At 49.0% G+C, this 19,730-nt stretch carries 22 protein-coding genes; all 22 read right to left on the reverse strand.

The genetic code is table 11. The annotated features are described in order from the left end of the window. Positions 1-14: 14 nt before the first annotated feature. On the reverse strand, positions 15-722 hold the full coding sequence (locus HY845_02620) for a hypothetical protein (GenBank protein QQG51437.1): 708 nt from the start codon (positions 720-722) through the stop codon (positions 15-17). A 65-nt stretch (positions 723-787) separates the two neighbouring features. Beyond that, positions 788-1,177, reverse strand: a complete 390-nt coding sequence (rplL, locus tag HY845_02625; GenBank protein QQG51438.1) for a 50S ribosomal protein L7/L12 — start codon at positions 1,175-1,177, stop codon at positions 788-790. After that, positions 1,170-1,904 carry a 50S ribosomal protein L10 gene (locus HY845_02630; protein ID QQG51439.1) on the reverse strand — a complete coding sequence of 245 codons (735 nt, stop codon included), beginning with the start codon at positions 1,902-1,904 and terminating at the stop codon, positions 1,170-1,172. Before HY845_02630 ends, rplL begins: the two co-directional genes overlap by 8 nt. A 134-nt stretch (positions 1,905-2,038) precedes the next feature. Then, on the reverse strand, positions 2,039-2,569 hold the full coding sequence (locus tag HY845_02635; protein QQG51440.1) for a redoxin family protein: 531 nt from the start codon (positions 2,567-2,569) through the stop codon (positions 2,039-2,041). 3 nt (positions 2,570-2,572) lie between these two features. Beyond that, positions 2,573-3,496 carry a 50S ribosomal protein L1 gene (locus tag HY845_02640; protein ID QQG51441.1) on the reverse strand — a complete coding sequence of 308 codons (924 nt, stop codon included), beginning with the start codon at positions 3,494-3,496 and terminating at the stop codon, positions 2,573-2,575. After that, complete coding sequence (locus HY845_02645; GenBank protein ID QQG51442.1) at positions 3,459-4,034, reverse strand: aminoacyl-tRNA hydrolase; 576 nt, start codon at positions 4,032-4,034, stop codon at positions 3,459-3,461. Before HY845_02645 ends, HY845_02640 begins: the two co-directional genes overlap by 38 nt. A gap of 81 nt (positions 4,035-4,115) precedes the next feature. Next, complete coding sequence (locus tag HY845_02650; GenBank protein ID QQG51443.1) at positions 4,116-4,427, reverse strand: YbaB/EbfC family nucleoid-associated protein; 312 nt, start codon at positions 4,425-4,427, stop codon at positions 4,116-4,118. 181 nt (positions 4,428-4,608) lie between these two features. Beyond that, entirely contained in the window at positions 4,609-5,601 is a 993-nt protein-coding gene (gene prfB / locus HY845_02655) for a peptide chain release factor 2 (GenBank protein QQG51444.1), read from the reverse strand. An 83-nt stretch (positions 5,602-5,684) separates the two neighbouring features. Continuing rightward, positions 5,685-6,260: a hypothetical protein gene (locus HY845_02660; protein ID QQG51445.1), complete on the reverse strand. Its 576-nt coding sequence runs from the start codon at positions 6,258-6,260 to the stop codon at positions 5,685-5,687. Between the two features lie 226 nt (positions 6,261-6,486). Further along, positions 6,487-7,452 carry a hypothetical protein gene (locus HY845_02665; protein ID QQG52159.1) on the reverse strand — a complete coding sequence of 322 codons (966 nt, stop codon included), beginning with the start codon at positions 7,450-7,452 and terminating at the stop codon, positions 6,487-6,489. A 5-nt stretch (positions 7,453-7,457) separates the two neighbouring features. Further along, on the reverse strand, positions 7,458-8,612 hold the full coding sequence (locus HY845_02670) for a hypothetical protein (protein ID QQG51446.1): 1,155 nt from the start codon (positions 8,610-8,612) through the stop codon (positions 7,458-7,460). Positions 8,613-8,971: 359 nt separating this feature from the next. After that, positions 8,972-10,309, reverse strand: a complete 1,338-nt coding sequence (locus HY845_02675) for a cysteine--tRNA ligase (protein ID QQG51447.1) — start codon at positions 10,307-10,309, stop codon at positions 8,972-8,974. A gap of 60 nt (positions 10,310-10,369) precedes the next feature. Further along, entirely contained in the window at positions 10,370-10,648 is a 279-nt protein-coding gene (locus HY845_02680; GenBank protein QQG51448.1) for a hypothetical protein, read from the reverse strand. Between the two features lie 44 nt (positions 10,649-10,692). Then, the gene (recR, locus tag HY845_02685) at positions 10,693-11,325 is read right to left on the reverse strand and encodes a recombination protein RecR (protein ID QQG51449.1); all 633 of its coding nucleotides are present in this window, start codon (positions 11,323-11,325) and stop codon (positions 10,693-10,695) included. Positions 11,326-11,343: 18 nt separating this feature from the next. Then, positions 11,344-13,572, reverse strand: a complete 2,229-nt coding sequence (topA, locus tag HY845_02690) for a type I DNA topoisomerase (protein QQG51450.1) — start codon at positions 13,570-13,572, stop codon at positions 11,344-11,346. Positions 13,573-13,618: 46 nt separating this feature from the next. Next, complete coding sequence (gene dprA / locus HY845_02695) at positions 13,619-14,713, reverse strand: DNA-protecting protein DprA (GenBank protein ID QQG51451.1); 1,095 nt, start codon at positions 14,711-14,713, stop codon at positions 13,619-13,621. A 408-nt stretch (positions 14,714-15,121) separates the two neighbouring features. Next, entirely contained in the window at positions 15,122-16,930 is a 1,809-nt protein-coding gene (locus tag HY845_02700) for a M3 family oligoendopeptidase (GenBank protein ID QQG51452.1), read from the reverse strand. Then, entirely contained in the window at positions 16,920-17,345 is a 426-nt protein-coding gene (rplK, locus tag HY845_02705) for a 50S ribosomal protein L11 (GenBank protein ID QQG51453.1), read from the reverse strand. Before rplK ends, HY845_02700 begins: the two co-directional genes overlap by 11 nt. A 10-nt stretch (positions 17,346-17,355) precedes the next feature. Next, entirely contained in the window at positions 17,356-17,946 is a 591-nt protein-coding gene (gene nusG, locus HY845_02710; protein ID QQG51454.1) for a transcription termination/antitermination protein NusG, read from the reverse strand. Next, entirely contained in the window at positions 17,943-18,134 is a 192-nt protein-coding gene (secE, locus tag HY845_02715) for a preprotein translocase subunit SecE (GenBank protein ID QQG51455.1), read from the reverse strand. Before secE ends, nusG begins: the two co-directional genes overlap by 4 nt. Beyond that, on the reverse strand, positions 18,134-18,514 hold the full coding sequence (locus tag HY845_02720; protein ID QQG51456.1) for a bL21 family ribosomal protein: 381 nt from the start codon (positions 18,512-18,514) through the stop codon (positions 18,134-18,136). The genes secE and HY845_02720 overlap by 1 nt, the downstream gene beginning before the upstream one ends. Before the next feature lie 59 nt (positions 18,515-18,573). Beyond that, positions 18,574-19,689 (reverse strand): rod shape-determining protein RodA, encoded by a 1,116-nt coding sequence (locus tag HY845_02725; protein ID QQG51457.1) that lies wholly within the window; start codon positions 19,687-19,689, stop codon positions 18,574-18,576. Between the last annotated feature and the right edge of the window lie 41 nt (positions 19,690-19,730).

Below are 19,730 nucleotides of genomic sequence, written 5' to 3' on the forward strand. Positions count from 1 at the left end.
TTTCCAAATTTATTTCACGAAGCAAGCTCTTTGAGCTGGGTAGGTATCCCAGACTTATTACCAATTTTTTGAGATAGGTTAATCATTATTTTTTGCAGCACATCGCTTACCATCACCAGTTCCTCTTTACTAATAACTACCTGGTCACTATGAGCGGCTGCAATACGTTTTGCATATATCTCCCGCAGTTTCTCTTGGTTGAAGACTTTATATTTATCCTGAATATCTTGTGTGAATAGTGAGAAATCAAAAAATTCTTTTTGGCTTATACCAAGCACGTGCTCGTAGTCTTGCAACCTACTCTTCAAGTCTTTTTTTGAAAACACCTTTAGATAATTTGTTACGAGTGAGAGGAGAGGTTCGGTTGGAGAAGAATGTCTTAATGCAACCTCCATACTGTCCTCCAGGAATGCATCGAATATGCCGCACATCATTACTAGGCTGTAATTATAAACCCATGAGAGGTAGCGAGCAGCTTTATTAAGGTTTGTAAAATATTGCTCTTCTATCTTTGCGTACATCCTATCTATATCATCCTCAGTAGGAGGCTTCAGAAACATTTTTGGGTTAGAGAGGATCTCTTTTGTCGTCTCTCGCAGCTCGTCGGTCATTTCTTTAGCTATGCACATTTGCGCGTGTGGGGTTAACGCATGATTTTCTACGCGATTGACAAACTGGTAACATTCTACAATCCTTTTAATGTAATCTAATTCTTTAAGCATAGGGTCGCAAGACAAAAAGCCCCGCGGTGAGGCGGGTACTTTTTGTGTTCATTCTTTGAATTCTCTTACTTTAGTTCGACAGTCGCGCCGGCTTCTTCGAGACGTTTCTTGGCAGCTTCGGCGTCGTCTTTCTTCATCATGCCGAGCTCCTTAGGAGCGGCATCGACGAGGTCTTTAGCTTCCTTCAGCCCAAGCTCCTGTTTGATTTCGCGAACAGCCTTAATGACCGCGATCTTTTGATCGCCGGAAGCAGCGAGTACGACATTGTACTCAGATTTTTCTTCAGCGGCCTCAGAACCAGCGGCGGCACCAGCGGCTGCGGGTGCGGCGCCAGCAGCCATAACTGGCATGGCGGAAACGCCGAACTTCTCTTCGACGGCCTTCACTAATTCGGACAGTTCCATTACCGACAATTCGGCGATCTGGTCAATCAATTTGTCTGTTTTATCACTCATTATTCTCCTTTACTTCTTCCTTATTATTAACTTCTTCATCCTGAGCGGAGTCGAAGGATTCTTTTTCTTCTTTAATCTCACTTTCTTCTGTGGATACTTCTGCATTTTCTTCGCTAGTTTGTGCAGGAGTCTCTACAGTTTCAGTTTCTTCTTTTGGTTGCCCTGATTCAGCATTAGCTGCTTCTGTAACTTCTGTTTTTGCTTCCTCCACAACTGGCGAAGCCGGTTGTGAACTCTTAACTGCCTCGACCACAAAAGCAAATTTCTGCATCGGATAATTCAAAGAATATGCTAGCGATCCGATTAAACCGCCAAGGCGGCCGACCAACTGTGCTTGAAGAGTCTCTTTGTTTGGCAGTGAAGCCAGTGTTTTGACTTGGGAGGCATCGAAGAAACTACCATCGATCCAGCCCCCTAAAACTTCCAGCGCTTCGGTTTCTTTACCGAATTCAACCAAAGTTTTAGCGGCAGTTACTTCATCTTGGAAACCGTAAGCTAAGGCCAAGGTTTTTTCAGGGATGTCAATCTCTCGCCCCAGGCGCTTTAAAATTAGGCGCAGCAGGTTGTTGGAAAGCATTTTGATCTTGCCGTTTTGCTCGAAAGTTTTAGTGCGCAGTTCGTCGTTAGCTTTCATATTAAGCTTGGTGTAGGCAACGATCAGGGCGACACGTGACTCCTGCAGGTCGGTGACCAGCGATTCAACTAAAGCTTCTTTTTGGGCTCTCACCAGTGGCATGGATTGAAAATCTCCTTATATACGAAGCAAGGAGAACTTTGGTTCTGCCCTCGGTAGGATTTACGGCTTGGGGCAGGCTGCCCGGCCACCTACTTTCTTCGTAGCTAAGGCATTGTCGCAAAAAGTTAGTTCAGGGTCAAGATGGCGTTAAGGTGTTCGGCGCCGATACGGCCCGGGAAAAAAGCTTTGAAATAACCACCGCGTATATAATAGGTAGCGGGCATCGTCGCGAACCAGGCCTTCGAGGTTGCGCCCTCAGCATCGTAAAGTGTTTCAAAGGTGAGGTTATATTTCTTGAGTGCCTCATCAGCCTGCTCTTTATTATTTTTAACATTAACGTAGACGACGTTAATGTCTGGGTGTGCCGCAGCGAACGCACTAATGACGGGCAGGCCGATGGCACACTCGCCGCATGTCGCATCCCAAAGTGTGATGAGAGTTTTATCAGGCACGGAGGAATCAATTGTCACGATCTTACCGTCGCCGTCCTTCAGTGTGACAGGCTTAATTGCCTCATTAACTAAGTACGGCTTGATTAATTCGCTGGCTTTTTTGTTATCGGTATAGCTTGGGCCAGTGTTAAAGACCGAGAGCCCAATTGCTATGGCAATAACTACCAGCAAGAAACCAATCGGCAGGATTAACCGCCGCGTCATGACTTAAAGCGAGTTTAGATCTATTGAAACGGAAGGGCTGATACTGGCCGACAGATGAGCCGTCTCGATCCGTGATTTAGGTAGGGTCGCAAAAATTGCGCGAATGTTTTCCAGCAGTTTTGCGTCGTCCCAAGAGACTTTGCCAACAATTTGGTGAACTTGGTTCTGGGCGTCAATGCGGTACTCGACTTTGCCAGCGTTGATTTCTTCGATGGTTTTCTTTGGGTCGTTAGTAACCGTGCCGGATTTCGGATCGGGCATTTTGCCTTTAGGGCCGAGAATTTTGGCAATTTTACCAACTTTAGGCATCAACTCCGGCGAAGCTAAGGCGATATCAAAATCAATCCTTTTGGTCTTGGCGATCTCTTCTATTTTGTTTTCATCTAGAACAATAATATTTTTTTGTTTGCCTGAACCGTGCGGCAGATGGAACAAGCCTTTCGGTGATTCAGAAACGACTTTGCCCTTCTTCTTGATAAGTTTTAGGTGCACCTCAATCGAGCCGTCAAATTTACTTAAAGAAACTTTCTTAACTAACGTCACTGCTTCGTCTAGCGGGTAACGCTTGCCAGCTTCGACTTGATTCTTTGCCTGGTGGTATTTTTTGGAGCGTAGTTTTGCCTTCTTAGATACGACCTTTTTACTCTCGGTTTTCTTAGCGCCCTTTTTCGTTGCCGGTTCGTTTAGTTCTTTGGCAATCTCATTGTCAGTATTAATCGCCGCGATCTCGGCAGGAATATCAGCATCAACATCAGCGCCTTCCTCGGCCGCTAAGCCCTTCTCCGCCTCTTCGTCGGGGCTTGAAGCCGCCTCGTCTATCGAGGCTTCGCTGTGGTGGCGACTTAAACCTTCGGCTTCCCGTTCGGAATCCTTCTCGAGTTCAACCGGATTATCGTCCTGTACTGTCTTGGTGTTTTTCTTTGGCATTGAATGTTATCGCTGATAGATTTTGTTCGTCAATTGATTGTATCAGGTAGGAAACCACTCGGTCAATGACAGAGCCTAACTCTTTTTCTTCCTCCTCCGTAAACGGCGCCAAGACGTAATCAGCTAATTCTACAAATTTCGCGTCCCTGCCAACACCAACACGAATCCGCCAATATTCCGGGCCGATTGCCTCGTCGATGGATTTAATACCGTTGTGCCCTCCACTTGAGCCGCCAAGTTTCACGCGAACTTCGCCAAAAGGAATTTCGACGTCATCGTGGATGACCCAAATATCCTCGTGGTCTAAGCCGTGCTTTTGTTTGATTTTATTTGCGACAACTCCCGATTCGTTAACGTAGGTGAGCGGCTTCAAAATCTCAACGTCGCCACTCTTGAAATATTGGGCCGGTATATAACCACCCTCGTTAAATTCCCCGTGGAGTTTGTGAACTAAAGCCTCAACAATCCGGAAACCGATGTTGTGACGGGTTCTGTCGTACTTACGGCCAGGATTGCCTAAGCCAATTATTGCTTTCATTTATTCGCGATCCTCCCCATCGCTTAAGAGGACGAGGATGCCGATAACGACAACTACGCCCACAATCACTAGGGAAAACATTTACATACCTGGGAAGTTGAAGTCTTTTAAGATCGGCTGTAAACGCGCGGCGGACTCGCTCTGCGCTTTGGCCATCGCTTGGCCGATCGTGTCTTTAAGGTTGCTTTCAAGCTGATTTTTATTGCCAGCGTCGAGCGCCTCATCGGCGATAGTTATCTCGACTATTTTCATCTCACCGTTCACGATGACGCCAACAGTACCGTCAGTGGAGCGGGCTTCGATCTCTAAATTTTTGAGTTGTTTCTGTACATCCTTTGCCTTTTTCTGCAATTGGTACATGTCTTTCATTTGTCCGAAACTTGGTAATGCCATGAATTCCTTTCTTTGTTAGTAGTGCGCTCGCTTCTTACGAAATGCTAGGAGCAATTTTAGCATTTCCCTAAGCTTCCGTTCGGCAGTTGTCGATTGTCCACCGGACATTCGACATTTGCTGCCTCATCATCTGTCCGAAACTTGGTAATGCCATATTTTCCTTTCTGAGTTAAAGCAAACTCTACCTGTAATTGATTTTACCTTGTGCGACGTGCTTTCGGTAGGCCTCGAGGAAAGGCTCGATCTCGCCGTCCAAGATATCTTGCACCGCCGAAGTCTCGTAGCCACTCCGCAGATCCTTAACCAACTGATACGGCTGTAAGACGTAAGAACGGATTTGGTTGCCCCATGAAGCTAAGACGGGTTCGCCGCGATGCTTTTGTTCTTCAGCTCGGTGCTTCTCGTCGTCGAGCAGTTGTAGTTTACCTTGTAGAATTTTTAAGGCCTGGTTTTTGTTTTGAAGCTGAGACCGTTCGTTCTGGCACGTCACAACGATCCCCGTCGGAAGGTGAGTCAAGCGTACGGCTGAGTCAGTAGTGTTAACGCCCTGTCCGCCGTGACCACCAGCTCGGTAAACATCGATCTTTAATTCATCCGGTTTGATCGCTAATTCGCTGCGCTCAATTTCAGGTACTACTTCGACTAAGGCAAACGAGGTGTGCCTGGCCTTATCGGAATCAAATGGACTAATGCGAACCAAACGATGCGTGCCATTTTCGCCTTTAAGCCGCCCATACGCTCGGAAACACTGAATGAAAAGGGTCGCGTTTTTAATGCCGGCCTCCTCGCCTTCGACACGATCAAGCAGTTGAACTTTGCAGTCAGCTTTTTCGGCGTATCGCATGTACATTCGCAAGAGCATTTCAGCCCAGTCCTGAGCTTCGGTACCGCCGGAGCCGGCGTGAACCGACAAGAAAGCTGAAGAATTGTCATGGGCGCCTGTGTACGTTGCTTCATCCTCAAGTTCCTCAAGCTCAGCTTCTGTTTCTGCCAGATCAAACCGCAAGATAATATCGTCTAAATGTTTCAGCTCTTGCGCGGTCTTGGCAGCACGTTCGTGATCCTCCCAGAATTTAGGATCGGCCATTTCCTGCTGAATTGCCGCCATCCGTTCACGCTTGGATGAGATATCTAAAATTGCGTCCAGTTCTTTTTTGCGATCGTCAGTGGCCATGTGTTTATTTTATCCTGTTACCTTTTACTTAAAAATGCCTAACAAAAAACACCCTTTCGGGTGTCTTTTGTTTCTTGGCCTAGTTAGGCAAGAAGAGCGGCTTCCTTCTTAGCAAGCATAAGCTTGCGAAGACCGGCAGCAGCGACAGCAGCTAAGCCAGCAAACAGGTAGATTTCTCCACCGGCTTTAGGCAGGCTGGTTGTCTTTTCAGCAGCAACCTTGGTGGTCACGCAGTTAGCGTTCGCACGGGCAGCAGCTGAAGAGCTAGCCGAAGCAGAAGCAGCGGCGGCAGCAGCAGCGCTTGAAGCGCTTGTGCCTGGGCAGTTCTGGAGGCTAGTAACCGTTTGGTTACCAGTTGAACCAGAAGCAGCCGCAGCGGCGGCAGCAGCGGCAGCGGCGTTTGAGCCACGATTACCACGGTTGCCAGCCGAAGCTGACGCACTTGCAGACGCACTACCACTGGCAGAGCCAGAGGCGCCATTACCAATAACAATATTATTCACATTGTTAAGAGCATTGGCGTTTGCGTTTGCATTGTTATTAACACTTACAACTGAATTACTAACATTAGTACTGGCAACAACAACATCGCTGCCGTAACCAGCAACTAAAGCAGTGCCTAAAACAGTTGCAATAATAGTAAGAGTAATTTTATTCATTTTCTCTTTCCTCCTATTAATTGATGTTCGTCACGCAGCAATCGGTTCGACCTGCCGATTGTCGTTGTGGCCTTATTGCCACAAGGAGCTTTCTACTATTTTTAGAGGGAAATGTAAATCTTAGATTTGTATTTTCTTCTAAATTAGAAAGTTTCTTGTAGGAAGAAGGTCGGTGCAGGGGTGCCCCAGGAGGGGCACCCGCTGCGATGGGAAGTAGTAGTGGCCGTTAGGCGGCAAGAGGTCGGTGTCCGTCCTCATACCGCCAGTCGGCGCTCGGCTCGGCGGATGGCTCGGGTGAGCCACCGCCGTTTCCAGAGCCGGCCGTGGACGATCCAGCTCCTGAACCGGATGCGGAGCCGCTTGAGCCGTTGCCCGTGACGATGTTGTTCACGTTATTCAGAACGTTGGTGTTGGCGTTACTATTGTTGTTCACGCTTATCACCTTGTTCCATATGTTGATGTCGCCCGGGCGGGCGAACGACATCGAGCCGGAGATCAGGGAGTTCGACGTTGAGTGCCAGCTGAACTGGTTCTGCAACGGCGCGAACGCCATCACTGGTGCCGCGGCCGGCCCGGTGATGTTGATCGTGATCGGGGCAGTCGCCGCCGAGGCGGTGATGTCGTTGTTGACGATCGCGGTCGCCGAGGCCCGAACGTCGATGTCGACGTCGAGGATCTCGGTTTCGTTGGTCGTCTCGTAGTAGTTCTGGCTCGGTGGGAGCTTGCGTGCGCGTTTGGCTTGTTCCTTATTCCTGGGCAACGTGTTGATGCAGTCATCTTTGACGTCTACAGGCTTAGGCGCCGGACAGCGCTTGCAGACCACCGTCGTGTACGAGACGGCGTAGGCCCGCGCGTCAGCGTAGGCAAGCGGCTTGCCGTTTCGATCGAGGCCGGTGTTGGCAAAGTTCTTTTCCTTGGGGTTAGCCGGAGGAATTGTGCCGTAGCCGACCTCTTCGACGTCTTCGTCGTGTCGCCAGTGCTGGCAACCGAAGGCGTCATCGAGAAGTTCGGCCGCGCCCTTGTCGGACTTGCCGGTCATCTCGATCTTCTGCGGCAGCGTCGCTGCCTTGTAGGCCTGGGTATTGCGGATCTTGTAGTTCAAGGGCCGAACACCGAGCCGTGGAGAGGCGTGGGCCGTCATCGCAAAAGCGCTGACGGCCAGAATTGCGAGGAAAGCGTAGATTCGCTTCATAGTCTTCATTTGCTCCTTGCGATGGCGTAGCTGATTCGTTGGCCGTCCTGGGTGATGGCGAGCGTGGCACCAATCATGGTGTTAGCACGCGCCCATACTCGAACCCAGTGAATGCCGTCTTGACGTTTCCTTACCGCTAACTGGAAATCAGCGCGACCGTCCTTGATGAGCTTGGCCTCGAAAGGCTTGCTCGACAGGACGTAGATCACGTTCCAGCCGTTAGGCTTGGTGCTGATCTCGCGACCAGTCACGCGGCCCTTAGCGGCGAGTTGAAGTTCGTCGTCGCCCAGGATCGCCTCGTTGGCGAACTTGGGCTCGTCGAGGAAGAGCGCTGTGCCGACACCGATGTCGGTGCGGTTAGCCGTCTGGCCGTTGTCTCGATTTTGCGTCGAGCCACGGTACGGCAGATCTTCCTCGCCACCGGCGGTTTTGGAGCCGCCGATGCGCTGCGTGCTTTCCTGACCAGGGATCACCGTTGAGGTGCCCCCGTTGTTGTCGGGAGTCGCGTCGATCGGCAAGAACCCTTTCAAGAAGCGGAGAATCTCAGTCCCCCGCAACTGTCGGTAGTCCGCCGGTCCGCGCAAGATGTTGATCTCCAAGCTACCGGTCATCATACCGCCGCGGGTCCAGGTGAACGTGAAAATTGCCACCTGGTATCGATCCCGATCGTCACGGTGCTCGACGATCCACTGAAGTGGAATCGGCCGAAGCGGTGACTGGTCGGTGTCGAAGAGATACGAGAATTCGCCTGGGAATTCTGTCGTACGGCATAGCCGATAGCGATAGCCCTGGTAGTCCCAGATGCCGCTGCGCTCGTCTTTGCTGTCCTTGCCGTTGGCGCTTTCGCCAACGCAGATCCAGACTCGTTCTATCCTCTTGAAACCCCGCGCAATGATGCGCAGATCCAAGACGGTGCCGCGGGGAACTTGCGGGTAGTACCCGGTGATTGCCGAGTACGAGCCGCCGAGGTTGTCTTCGCGAGTGCCTCCTGTGTCGTACGCCGAAGCGTTGAACGACATGGAAACGCTCTGCCGAAGCCGTTCCTCAGTTTTCCCCAGCCACTGCACGCCGAGCGTGTGCTGGGCTTGCTGTGTGGCAGCAAAAGTTGTCGGGGCGACGCCCATAACGAGCGCCGCGAGAACTACGAATAGTCTGAGCATCCGATACACGGGCTCACCTCCATTTGTCGTTGGTAACATAAGTTTCTGTCCTGCTTGTAAAACAACGCACTGAGCGTCGTGGTCGCCTTACTTGCAGGCGCCGTCTCAGCCAGGAGAAGGGCAGGAGGAATATTGCCGGGATGAGCAAGCTCAACCCATATGGCAACTCTCCCTAGTCCCAGCCGAGACGGCACCTACAAGCGTTTACCATCGCGCTTAATGTACGACGGGATAATAGCATATGCCTACCTAAAAGTCAATCATTATAGCAGGTATTTCGCATATACTATTTATATACTTTTAGTTGCCGAAAAATTAACTCACCGTTAGCGGGAATGCACAATTACCTTTAAGGCTTATTACCGTGGCACGTATTCTGTGCCGTCGTCGGTATCTAGAACGTCGTACCCTAGCTGAAGTAGTTCCGCCTTACGGTTATCAGCCGTCAGGAAGTCCTTTTTTTCTCTAGCGCTATACCTATCAGCGGCTAAGCGTTGGGCTGGCGGGTCTTCTTCCACTTTTCGATAGACAAGGCCGAAGATTGCAAAAAGCTTGTCGGTATCCTCAAGGCTTATCTCCGTCGCGTTCTGTGACCAGATCTGTAAAGCTAGGGGGGTATCAAGATCGTCCTCGAGAGCAGCGATGATTTGTCCCCATATCTCCGCGTTAGTTTCCGACGGCAAATTACGGTAGGCGCCGAAAATTTTCTTTCTTAAAGCGACGCCCTGCTCCATATTTGCTCTGGTATAGTCGAATGGGCGACGATAATGAGTTTGATACATTGCCAGGCGAATTTCGTTTGGCGAGAAGTCTTCTAAGATTTCTTGGATCAGAATGGTGTTCTTGAGCGACTTACTCATCTTCTGACCGTTTACCGTTAACATACCGCCGTGAATCCAGAAATTGGCCATAGTTTTACCTGTTAGCGCCTCTGTCTGGGCGATCTCATTCTCGTGGTGCGGAAAAATATGCTCAATAGCTGAACCGTGAATGTCAAAAGTATCGCCCAAATACTTGCGACTCATCGTCGAACACTCGATATGCCAACCAGGAAAACCCCTGCCCCAGGGCGAGTCCCAGACCAGTTCGTTGGCCCCAAACGGCGCTGCTTTCCACAGGGCAAAATCTGCTGGTGACAGTTTGTCTTTAGCAGGTTCAGTTCTGGTGCCGGTGACAATTTCAGCAATACCCCGATGGCTTAACTTGCCGTAGTCTTGTTTTCTCGAGACACGAAAATATACATTTCCTTCAGATGTAGCATATGCGAACCCCTTTTTAATAAGTTCCTCAACAAACTTGATTATTTCCTTGATATGGGAGGAGGCTTTCGGGTACTCATCAGGTTCGAGGATATTCAGGCGTGACATATCCCTCTTATGAGCCTCGCTAAACTGTTCGATTACCTGCACAGTAGTCTCGCCAGTCTCCTGAGCCTTCTGCCTTATCTTATCTTTACCTGATTCGGCGTCGTTCATCAGGTGGCCGACGTCAGTGATATTCTGGATATAATTCACCTCGAAGCCCTCGTAGCGAAGTACCCGGTTTAAAAGGTCGAAGCTCAAATATGTCCGGGCGTGCCCAATATGGTCATAGTCGTAGACAGTAGGGCCGCAAACATACATCCGAACCTTATGCGGCTCAATAGAATAGAAGGGTTCCTTTTTTGTCGTCAAAGTATTGTAAAGCTCTAAAGCCATTACCTTACTTTTACCTTAATTTTTTTCCGGAGAACAGGCCGGCAGGTGTAGTGCTGGCTGCTATTCGTCACCGTCGCCGTAGTCGTCGTGAGTATCGTCCTGGGACTCTTCTTCCTGAAGGCGCTCGAGTGAGAGCTCTTGGCCATCTTCTGCCCCGCCACCTTCTGTTTGTTCGCTCAGGGATTCGTCCTCGTCTGACTCGCTGACAGCGCTGCGGTGCTTTGCAGGCGCATCAAGCGTCATCATGCGGCCGCTACAGTTAGGGCAAATTTCATTGGGGATCGGGGAGGTAAAGCCGCAATCCTCACAGGCGAATTCTTGATCTACAGTGTGTTCCATAGGGCAATATTAGCGAAAGTTAAAACAAAATTACAGTTATGTTACTACTCATTGTGATACGAACGACGACCCTCCAGGGCCCGGCTTAAAGTTAGTTCGTCAGCATACTCAAGATCGCCACCAACCGGCAAGCCGCGTGCCAAGCGTGTGACAATTATTTCAGCGGCGATATTCTTGGCTTGCTGTTTATTTTTTACCTGCTCATCAATGTAGAGCGCTGTCGCTTCGCCTTCGAGCGACGGATCAGTCGCTAGGATAACTTCCTTAATTTCGTTACCCTCAAGACGTTTTAGTAGGTGGTCAATTGCTAAGTTTTCGGGGCCAACGTTGTTAATTGGCGAGATTTGGCCGCCAAGCACGTGATAACGACCAGTGAAGCGGGCTTTCTCCAGAGCTAAAACGTCTAGTGATTCCTCAACGACTGCTAGTTTCTCACGCTCGCGACTTGTGTCGGAGCAAATCGGACACGGGTCGGCTTCGGCAACAATATGGCAAGTTGAACAGCTGACTACGTTCCCTTTTAGCTCAGAAAAAGCTTTGCCAAATTCTTCGAGCTCTTCGTCCTTGCGTCCTAACAAGTAGAACGTCAAACGGTTGGCCGTTTTTGGGCCAACACCAGGCAGGCTAGACAAAACCTGCGACAATCTCTCCACGGCTTTCGGTAAAACGCTCTTCATAGCTGCAAGGGCATTGTACTAACTTTTTACTTCAGGACTAGCCCCAGCTGGCTCTTTGGTGTAGTCGCACTGACTGCAGGCAAGCCCGGCGCGCTTCTTTACCAAGATATTGCTGCATTGTGGGCATTTTTCGCTTGTTGGCTCGTCCCAAAACGCAGTCTTGCAAGACGGGTAGCCAGAGCAGCCCCAGAAAGCTTTGCCACGACGAGTCATCTTGCGTACTAATTCTTTGCCACAGTTAGGGCAAGGCACGCTCGAAGCAATAACAAGCGCCTTGGTGAACTTACATTTTGGGTAATTAGAGCAGCCAAAAAACGTACCGAACCGTCCCTGTTTTAAAACGAGCTTGCCGTCTTTGCATTTTTCACACGCGCCGCCTTCTTGCTCGTCAACGGCTTTTTGCTCGTCTTTGTCCATGTTCTCAGTAATCGGCGCCGTATATTTACATTCCGGAAAGCCTGTACAGGCGTAGAACTTGCCGTAACGGCCAAGCTTAATTACCAGCGGTTTATGACACTCCGGACACTTCTCATCGGTTTTCTCCTCGACGATAGATTTCTTGTCGACAGTTTTTTCGCCTTTGGCAAGCAATTCGGCGAACGGTTTATAAAATTCGTCAAGAACAGTATTCAACTTTTTCTTGCCCTCGGCGATGTCATCTAACTCATCCTCCATTTCGGCGGTGAAGTTAAAATCAACCACCGTTGGAAAGTGCTCAACGAGTAAGTCGTTAACGATGCCGGCGACGTCTTCCGGAACAAATCGTCCGACCTGCTTTGTGACGTAACCGCGTTCGACGATTGTCGACATCGTTGGCGCGTACGTTGATGGTCGGCCAATGCCGCGTTTTTCCAGTTCCTTTACCAGCGTCGCTTCGGAATAGCGCGCCGGGGGTTGAGTGAAATGTTGTGTTGGTTCCAGTTTTTTGAAAGTCACGCTCTCCCCTTCCGCTAATTCTGGGAGTGCGACGAAGCGCTCTTCGTCGTCGGGAAAAACCTTCAAGAAGCCTTCAAACTTTAGGTCGCGGCCGCGAGCGATTAACTTTGTGCCGTCACCAGACTCGATAGTTGCGGTGGTGGTTTCAACTTTTGCTGGCGTCATCTGTGAGGCCATAGCAGCACGCCAAATTAATTCATAAAGTTTGAAATGATCACGATCGAGCTTATCCTTAAGCATCGTTGGGGATAGGTTGAAGTTAGTTGGTCGAATTGCTTCGTGCGCCTCCTGTGCTCCCCGAACTTTTTTGGTATAAACGTTCGGCTTGGCCGGAGCATATTTTGCTCCAAAATCAGAAACGATCACTGAGGCGGCTTGTTTACGAGCTTGCTCAGCCAGGTTGTACGAGTCGGTCCTCATGTAAGTGATTAAGGCCACCGTGCCCATACCGGCAATATCCACACCTTCATAAAGGTCTTGGGCAATTTTCATCGTCTTCTTGGCGGCGAAATGGCAAAAGCGCGCCGACTGTTGTTGCAGAGTAGAAGTAATGAGCGGCGGTTGAGGATTAAGTTGGGAATCGGCAGTCTCGACGCTACTGACTTTTAACGAAGCACCCTTGAGTTTGGCGGCAAGTTTTTCGATATCCGCCCTCTTCTCAACTTCCAACGGTTTGGTCGAACTTTTTTCTGAAACATAAGAATCAAACTCGCCGTTCTTGCTTTTAAGCGTGGCGTCTAGTGTCCAGAATTCACGGGTTTTGAACTCGCTAATTTCCCGCTCGCGCTCGACAATTAGCCGCACAGCGACTGACTGGACTCGTCCTGCCGATAAGCCGCGGTAAACTTTTTTCCAAAGAAACGGCGAGAGCTTATAGCCAACTAGGCGGTCAAGAATTCGTCTTGCCTGTTGCGCGTCAACCAAATCGGCGTCGATTGTTCGCGGATGATCGATGGCTTCTTGAATCGCTGACTTGGTAATCTCATGAAAAGTGATTCGCTTTGGCTCAGACTTCGGCTTCAGGAGCTCTGTTAAATGCCAGGCGATTGCTTCTCCTTCGCGATCAAAGTCCGTTGCGAGATACAGTTCGTCGGTCTTCTTAACCGCTTCGCGAAGTTCGCTAACGACGGTCTTCGCCTTAGCGATCGGCAGGTAATCGACAGAATAATTGTGCTCAACGTCAATACCGAGCTTGCTTTTCGGCAAGTCACGAACGTGGCCGTATGAAGCTTTGACGACGTAATCGCTACCTAAATATTGTGAAATAGTTTTTGCCTTGGCGGGAGATTCAACAATTACCAACTTCTTCATCTATAAAGTTTTCTCTGCTGGTCGTGCTGACAAGTTTTCTTCATGGTTATTTTATCTGCTGATACTGTCCAGGATGAACTTGGTAGATCACACCGGCAAGTTCGAGCTCCGTTATTAATCCTAATACCTCTTCTATATTTTGCCCAGTTTCGCTCACTATAGCGTCTAGATCCAGAGCCCGATCAGTAAGTAAGTTTAGAAGTCTTGCCTGCTCACTGTCAACGGCCACTCGTTCGGTGCTGTTATTTTCCAGGCCGTAGTATTGAAGAAGTTGACTCGGGTCGTCTAGAAGTATCGCGCCGTGCTTAATAAGCATGTTCGTACCTTCGGCCTGAGTCCGAGTAATGTCAGCGGGAATGGCAAAAATGTCGCGGTTGTAATCAAGAGCAGATTTAGCGGTGGTCAGCGACCCTGAACGAATTTTTGCTTCGACGATTACTGTCGCGGGCGAGAGCGCTGCGCCGATACGATTACGAACTGGAAATTTGTAAGGCTGTGGGCGACTTAAGGGCGGGTACTCGCTAAGCAGCAAGCCACCAGAATCAATAATATTCTCCGCTAAATTGGTGTGGTCGGTGGGGTAAATGCCGTCAAGGCCCCCGGCAAGAACTGCGATTGTCCTTCCTTTATACCGTAGACTGAGTTCGTGTACCGATTTATCAACGCCGTAAGCCAGACCAGAAACAGTTGTAATGTTGGTTAGTAGCTCGGGCAGGAGAAGTTTTTTCAGCGCCTCTTGGGCGTACGTACTCGGCTTACGCGTGCCAACAACTGTTAGAGTTTTAGCTTCACTTTGAGCCCCTAAGTCCCCGCGATAATAAAGCCAGAGCGGCAAATCAGGAATTTCTTTTAAAAGCGCGGGGTAATGTGCGTCGTCTACAGTTATAAGCTTAATGTCGCGGCTCTTTAGCAATTTCATCTCACGACTGACATCGGTATCACGATCTCTAAAACACTCCGCCTGATGTTGGGTCAAGCCGGCAGCGATTAAGTCTTTTGTTTTAGCAGCCAATAATTCTGTGGCTGATTTGAAACCACGACGGAGCTTTTGCCAGGAGAGCGGACCAATTACCTCAAGTCTAGATAAAGAGATAATCTCCTCTAACGATACATCTTTAAAGTAGCCGGAAGTCTTCGACATATCACTAATATTACACGTCTAGCTGTGCAAATTCCTAAGTAAAATTAGCGATGAGACTCTTGACTATTGTTAGGTGTCGTGTTAAATTCCTTCAGCACTTAAAAAACAAACGCATATAGCGAGGGTTCCCTTCCTTCTCATTCTAAAGACCAATACGAAAATCAATCAGCGTATCGGAAGCGAGTGGGCTAGGTCCCATAGGGCCACGAGCTGAGATCGAGGGCGAGTCACCGCAGGAGTGACGAGACCCGACTGATAGATGTTCGTATTGGTAATCCCCGCTTTCTGCGTTCAGCCAACCCGCGCCTTATTAAAATGCGCGAAATAATTCTTAACGAGGCTGGTGAGGATGTAGGGAGATTTTCGGGAAAGGCCTCGGCATTTATGTCGGGGCCTTTCCCTTACTCCCTAAATTTTTTTCAACTTTTTGGCCAGTTTTTCAGTTTCGCGTAAAAGCTGTTCGACTTCGTCTAGGCCTTGATCCCAGAATGCCTTGTCTTCGATATCAATCCCCAGTGCTAGAAAAATGTTTTTTGGAGAAACGGACGAGCCGGCCGATAGGAATTCTTTAATCTTAAGAATGAAAGTGGGCTCTTGGCGGAACTTACGCTGGAGTGCTTTAGAAATTAAAAGCCCGCTTGCGTAGGAATATACATAAAACGGACGGCGAAAATGGTGCCATCCAACCCACCAATTCTCGCTGCCAGGAGACTGCTCTACTGTTGGACCCATGTACGAGCGCATGTGTTCTTGGAATATATTCCCAATTTCTTCTTTAGAAAGGTAACCTCGCTGACGGTATTCCTTGTGTAACTCCTGCTCACATTTATAAGCAGCCACTTGCCTTATAATTGTCGAGATGTCATCGCCCAGTTTCATTACCATTACTGCTAGTCGTAACTCATCGTCGGCATCCTTGAGTAGCTCGTCAACTGTGAAATCTTCCATAAAAGTACTAGCCACCTCCGCGGTCGCAAGCGGCGTGTGTGCATAAGTCGCAGGCTGTCGCTTCTTAATTAATTCGTCATTTATTCCGTGCCCAACTTCGTGAGCAAGCGTCGTCACGTCACGAAAACTGTCAGTATGGTTGAGTAATATGTAGGTCGGTAAGCTGACCAAATACATTGTGCAAAATGCCCCGGCTCGTTTGCCCTTTTTGGGGAACACATCAATTTGCCCGTTTTCGACAAACTTCTCAAAAATCTCCACAAATTCTTCATCAACCTTGGACAATGCGCTTCGGACAACGTCGAGTGCTTTATCGTAAGAATAGTTGTGATCGATATCGCCGTACTTAATACTCCGCTCATGATACGCAAGCTTCGATACACCGAGCAGACGAGCTTTAAGCGCGTAATAACGATGGGCAATTTTAAATCGCTTGCTCACAGCATCGACTAGCGCATCAACGACCGTGCTGTCAATATCGTCTGCTAAATGTCGGGCGGCATCGGGACGTGTATATCCACGAAGTTCATCACTGACCTTTTTAGTTTCCAAAATGGCATTCAGCTCATTCTCTGCGACCTCAACATGCTGAAATAAGATATCGTTTATGGCAGCTGCTGCGTCGTCTCTAACCTTTTTGTTTTTGCTAAATATCACGTGGTGTAACTTGCTGTAGTTAGTTTTTGAGCGTTTGCCGTCCTCGAGTAACACCACTCTTTCTTCTTTTGCCAGGAACCCGCTAACCATTTCGGTCCAACGGCTGTATGCCGACGGGTGAAGTAATGAGAAAACGCGCTCTTCTGGGTCGGTAAGAAAATGTTCCGCCTGCTTAAACAGACGGGCAAGGAATCTATGATACTTTTTGAGTTTCGGACTATTCAAGAATATTTCTTGCTGGGCTTCGGAAATTTTTCCCAAGTTGAGCCGAAAGAACCTTATGGCGTTAGAATTATTTTTGCCAACCTCGTTAATTTTATTATTTCGAGCTTTGATAGTCGGGTCGTTTAAGTCGAGGTTACTTTTAAGGCCGAAGTAATATCCCGGCTTTCCCTCCATCCCAAGGCGAGCAGCTATCTGTTCGCCTTCTTCGAGAGCGTCAAGAAGAGCCTCTGGGTCACGAAGATAATCGTCGCGCTTTCTCCATTTGTTGGCGTAACTACTAACGACACGAGAAATCTCTTGTAGATCTCTCTCTATTTGCGGATCGTCGTCTGATTTATATAGCGCTGTAAGATCCCAGTCGTGGGTATTGAGACGTTTACTTTTCAACTTCGATGCCCATAGACCGGGCTGTGCCTTCGATAATTCGTTCCGCTTGCTCGGTAGTGCGAGCGTTAAGATCTGCCATCTTATTTTCGGCGATCTCCCTTATTTGGGCACGGCTCACTTTGCCAACTTTCTCCTTTTTGGGTGTCTGAGAACCTTTCTGTAAGCCAGCCGCTTTGAGTAGCTGATTAGCAGCTGGTGGAGTTTTGGTAATAAAGGTGAAGGAGCGGTCTTCGTAGATTGAGAGTTCAACCGGCACGACCGTATCACCCATAGCGCGGGTCTGCTCATTGAACTGATTAACGAACTCCATCAAGTTGACGCCGTGCGGCCCTAAAGCAGTACCAACAGGTGGCGCCGGGGTGGCTCGGCCCGCCGGCACTTGAAGTTTAACGATAGTTTTTAATTTCTTTGCCATTTATATAAATTTATATCTTTTTAACTTGTAAGAAGTCTAAAGTCACCGGTGTTTCGCGGCCAAACATCGAAACTGAAACTTTAACGCGCCCTTTGTTTGGATCGACTTCGGTAATCTTACCTTCGTAACCCTTAAGTGGGCCGTCGTTGATACGAACTAAATCATCTTCACGTAAGTCGACAGTATGTTCCGGCTCAACCTGCGCCATTTTGGCCTTGATAGTTGTAATCTCGGTTTCAGGAATTGGGGTCGGTCGGACGCCAGAGCCCAAGAAACCGGTAACGCTAGGGGTGTTGCGCACGACGTACCAGGATTCGTCTGTAACAATCATGTTTACGAAAACATAACCAGGGAAGCTTCGTTTCTCGACTACTTTACGCTTACCGTTCTTAATTTCGATTTGTTTCTCTTTTGGCACGATGACCTCGAAGATAAAGTCCTGGAGTTTTAGCGTCTCGGCTCGCTGGTTGATATTTTCAGCTACCTGATCTTCGTAGCCTGCGTAGGTGTGGATAACGTACCAGCCGGCTTTGCCGGATTGGCGACTACCTGATGCTGGCTGCTCGTCCTTAGTTGGTTGAAATTCTAAATCGTCTTTCATCGTTCGATTGCTAGAATTACTAGTTTTTTCAGGCCGTAATCAAGGCTAGCAAAAATTAATACCGCTACGGCGACTGAAACAACGACCATAATCGTGTGACGGACAACGGTTTCTCTGGTAGGCCAAACGACTTTGCGTCCTTCCTCAACGGTTGATTTTAGGTAACCGAACGCAGCAATCCGTGCCATTACTTCGCCTCTTTCTTGGTTCGCTTTGCCCCGGTAGCAGCTTTGGCAGAAGCTTTCTTGGCGGTTTTAGCCACCTTTTCCTCAATGGCAACAGCCTTCTTGACGCCGCCAATGGCGGTTACTTCTAAAACGGTTTGCGTTTGGCGGTGACCGTAGCGCTTGAGATAACGGACCTTGTTCTTGAACTTAAGGCCGTTAATTTTTTTGCCTAAACTGTGAGTAATGACTTTAAGCGATACTGGCGAGCTGTCGTCGAGGCTTTTCAGCTCGAGGATTTCGCCTTCTTTGGCTTTGAGGCGATTGGTGGTAATACGAGTTCCGGCAGCCACTAAGTGCTGCTTGCCGCCTAATTCAACTACAGAGAATAACGTATCGGTCATAACATCAGTTATTGTACCCCTCGAGAGATATTAAGTCTAGTAGAAGAAGCCTGTTACCGCTAACTCGCAAAAAGCGCCCTTTTATGACGAATATAGATACTTTGAAGAACTCCGATTGAAGCTAGGTCAATCACGAGAGCAGTGCCGCCGTAAGACATGAACGGCAACGGAATCCCGGTAACTGGCAGTAGTCCAAGGTTCATGCCAATATGAACGGTAACTTGAAACATTAGCTTGGAGCCAATACCAATCGCCAGCAGCCGGCCGAACGGATCAGTTGATGAGCTGGCGATAGCGATAATCCGATGAATTAGGACGACGTACAGAATAAGCAACGTGCCAGAACCAACAAATCCTGTCGCCTCAGCGTAGCCCGCGAAGATAAAGTCTGCGTGAGCAACGGGCAAGAAGTTCAATACGCTTTGTGAACCTTGGCCAAATCCGCGTCCAGTTAAACCTCCGCTGCCGATGGCGATGAGCGCTTGGCGGACATTGTAACCCTCGCCTTGGGGATCGCTTGCTGGGTTAAGAAAAGTTTCGATACGTTGCTTCTGATAATCCTGTAGAGAAAACCAAGCTACTGTTAGGGCAATCACGAGCGCTACACCTGCAAGCGCGATCGTCTTGCCAGATGGTCTCGCCGCCAAAAAAATACCGCAGAAAACCGTAAAAACGACTGCCGTTGTGCCAAGATCCGGCTGCAAGAGTACTAACGCTGTCGGAATCCCGGTAAGCGCCACGTAGCCCAGCAAACGCTTCCAGTTGATGGCGCTTATATAGCCCGACAAGTACTTAGCAGCGGCAATTCCGGCAATCAGCTTAAAGATTTCGGCAGGCTGAAGCTGAAAAATACCAAAATTAAGCCAGCGGTATGCACCGAAGACCTTCAAAACGAAGGGCAGCTTAGGCGCAAGCGGCGGTAAGAGCGGGATGAGCAGTAACAGTCCTGCCGCGTAGAGTAGGCCCGCGATTGATCCCAAGAAACGGTAATCGGAGAACATAAGTCCCAGGAGTGCTACGACTCCCAGTGCCGCAAAGATAGCTTGGTCAACGGCCAAAGAAGTGTGGTATTGGTTGAAAGTAATGGTGTAAATCGTGATGGTTCCGACTACCACTAGGAGAAGTGGGATTGCCAGTAAAAACCAGTCGATTGGCAAAGACAGGAATCTTTTCATTAGAAACTCATTCCACGGAAAACGAGACTAATAAAACGGAG

The organism is Candidatus Berkelbacteria bacterium, assembly GCA_016432625.1.
Lineage (GTDB): Bacteria > Patescibacteriota > UBA1384 > 2-12-FULL-50-11 > 2-12-FULL-50-11.

Excerpts from the sequence above, each read along its gene's own strand:
- HY845_02680 (QQG51448.1), bottom strand. The coding sequence starts at position 10,648 with ATGGAACACACTGTAGATCAAGAATTCGCCTGTGAGGATTGCGGCTTT.
- recR (QQG51449.1), bottom strand. The coding sequence starts at position 11,325 with ATGAAGAGCGTTTTACCGAAAGCCGTGGAGAGATTGTCGCAGGTTTTG.
- HY845_02665 (QQG52159.1), bottom strand. The coding sequence starts at position 7,452 with ATGAAGCGAATCTACGCTTTCCTCGCAATTCTGGCCGTCAGCGCTTTT.
- rplL (QQG51438.1), bottom strand. The coding sequence starts at position 1,177 with ATGAGTGATAAAACAGACAAATTGATTGACCAGATCGCCGAATTGTCG.
- prfB (QQG51444.1), bottom strand. The coding sequence starts at position 5,601 with ATGGCCACTGACGATCGCAAAAAAGAACTGGACGCAATTTTAGATATC.
- topA (QQG51450.1), bottom strand. The coding sequence starts at position 13,572 with ATGAAGAAGTTGGTAATTGTTGAATCTCCCGCCAAGGCAAAAACTATT.
- HY845_02725 (QQG51457.1), bottom strand. The coding sequence starts at position 19,689 with ATGAAAAGATTCCTGTCTTTGCCAATCGACTGGTTTTTACTGGCAATC.
- HY845_02720 (QQG51456.1), bottom strand. The coding sequence starts at position 18,514 with ATGACCGATACGTTATTCTCTGTAGTTGAATTAGGCGGCAAGCAGCAC.
- HY845_02650 (QQG51443.1), bottom strand. The coding sequence starts at position 4,427 with ATGGCATTACCAAGTTTCGGACAAATGAAAGACATGTACCAATTGCAG.
- HY845_02645 (QQG51442.1), bottom strand. The coding sequence starts at position 4,034 with ATGAAAGCAATAATTGGCTTAGGCAATCCTGGCCGTAAGTACGACAGA.
- HY845_02675 (QQG51447.1), bottom strand. The coding sequence starts at position 10,309 with ATGGCTTTAGAGCTTTACAATACTTTGACGACAAAAAAGGAACCCTTC.
- nusG (QQG51454.1), bottom strand. The coding sequence starts at position 17,946 with ATGAAAGACGATTTAGAATTTCAACCAACTAAGGACGAGCAGCCAGCA.
- HY845_02660 (QQG51445.1), bottom strand. The coding sequence starts at position 6,260 with ATGAATAAAATTACTCTTACTATTATTGCAACTGTTTTAGGCACTGCT.
- secE (QQG51455.1), bottom strand. The coding sequence starts at position 18,134 with ATGGCACGGATTGCTGCGTTCGGTTACCTAAAATCAACCGTTGAGGAA.
- HY845_02620 (QQG51437.1), bottom strand. The coding sequence starts at position 722 with ATGCTTAAAGAATTAGATTACATTAAAAGGATTGTAGAATGTTACCAG.
- HY845_02640 (QQG51441.1), bottom strand. The coding sequence starts at position 3,496 with ATGCCAAAGAAAAACACCAAGACAGTACAGGACGATAATCCGGTTGAA.
- rplK (QQG51453.1), bottom strand. The coding sequence starts at position 17,345 with ATGGCAAAGAAATTAAAAACTATCGTTAAACTTCAAGTGCCGGCGGGC.
- HY845_02635 (QQG51440.1), bottom strand. The coding sequence starts at position 2,569 with ATGACGCGGCGGTTAATCCTGCCGATTGGTTTCTTGCTGGTAGTTATT.
- HY845_02670 (QQG51446.1), bottom strand. The coding sequence starts at position 8,612 with ATGCTCAGACTATTCGTAGTTCTCGCGGCGCTCGTTATGGGCGTCGCC.
- dprA (QQG51451.1), bottom strand. The coding sequence starts at position 14,713 with ATGTCGAAGACTTCCGGCTACTTTAAAGATGTATCGTTAGAGGAGATT.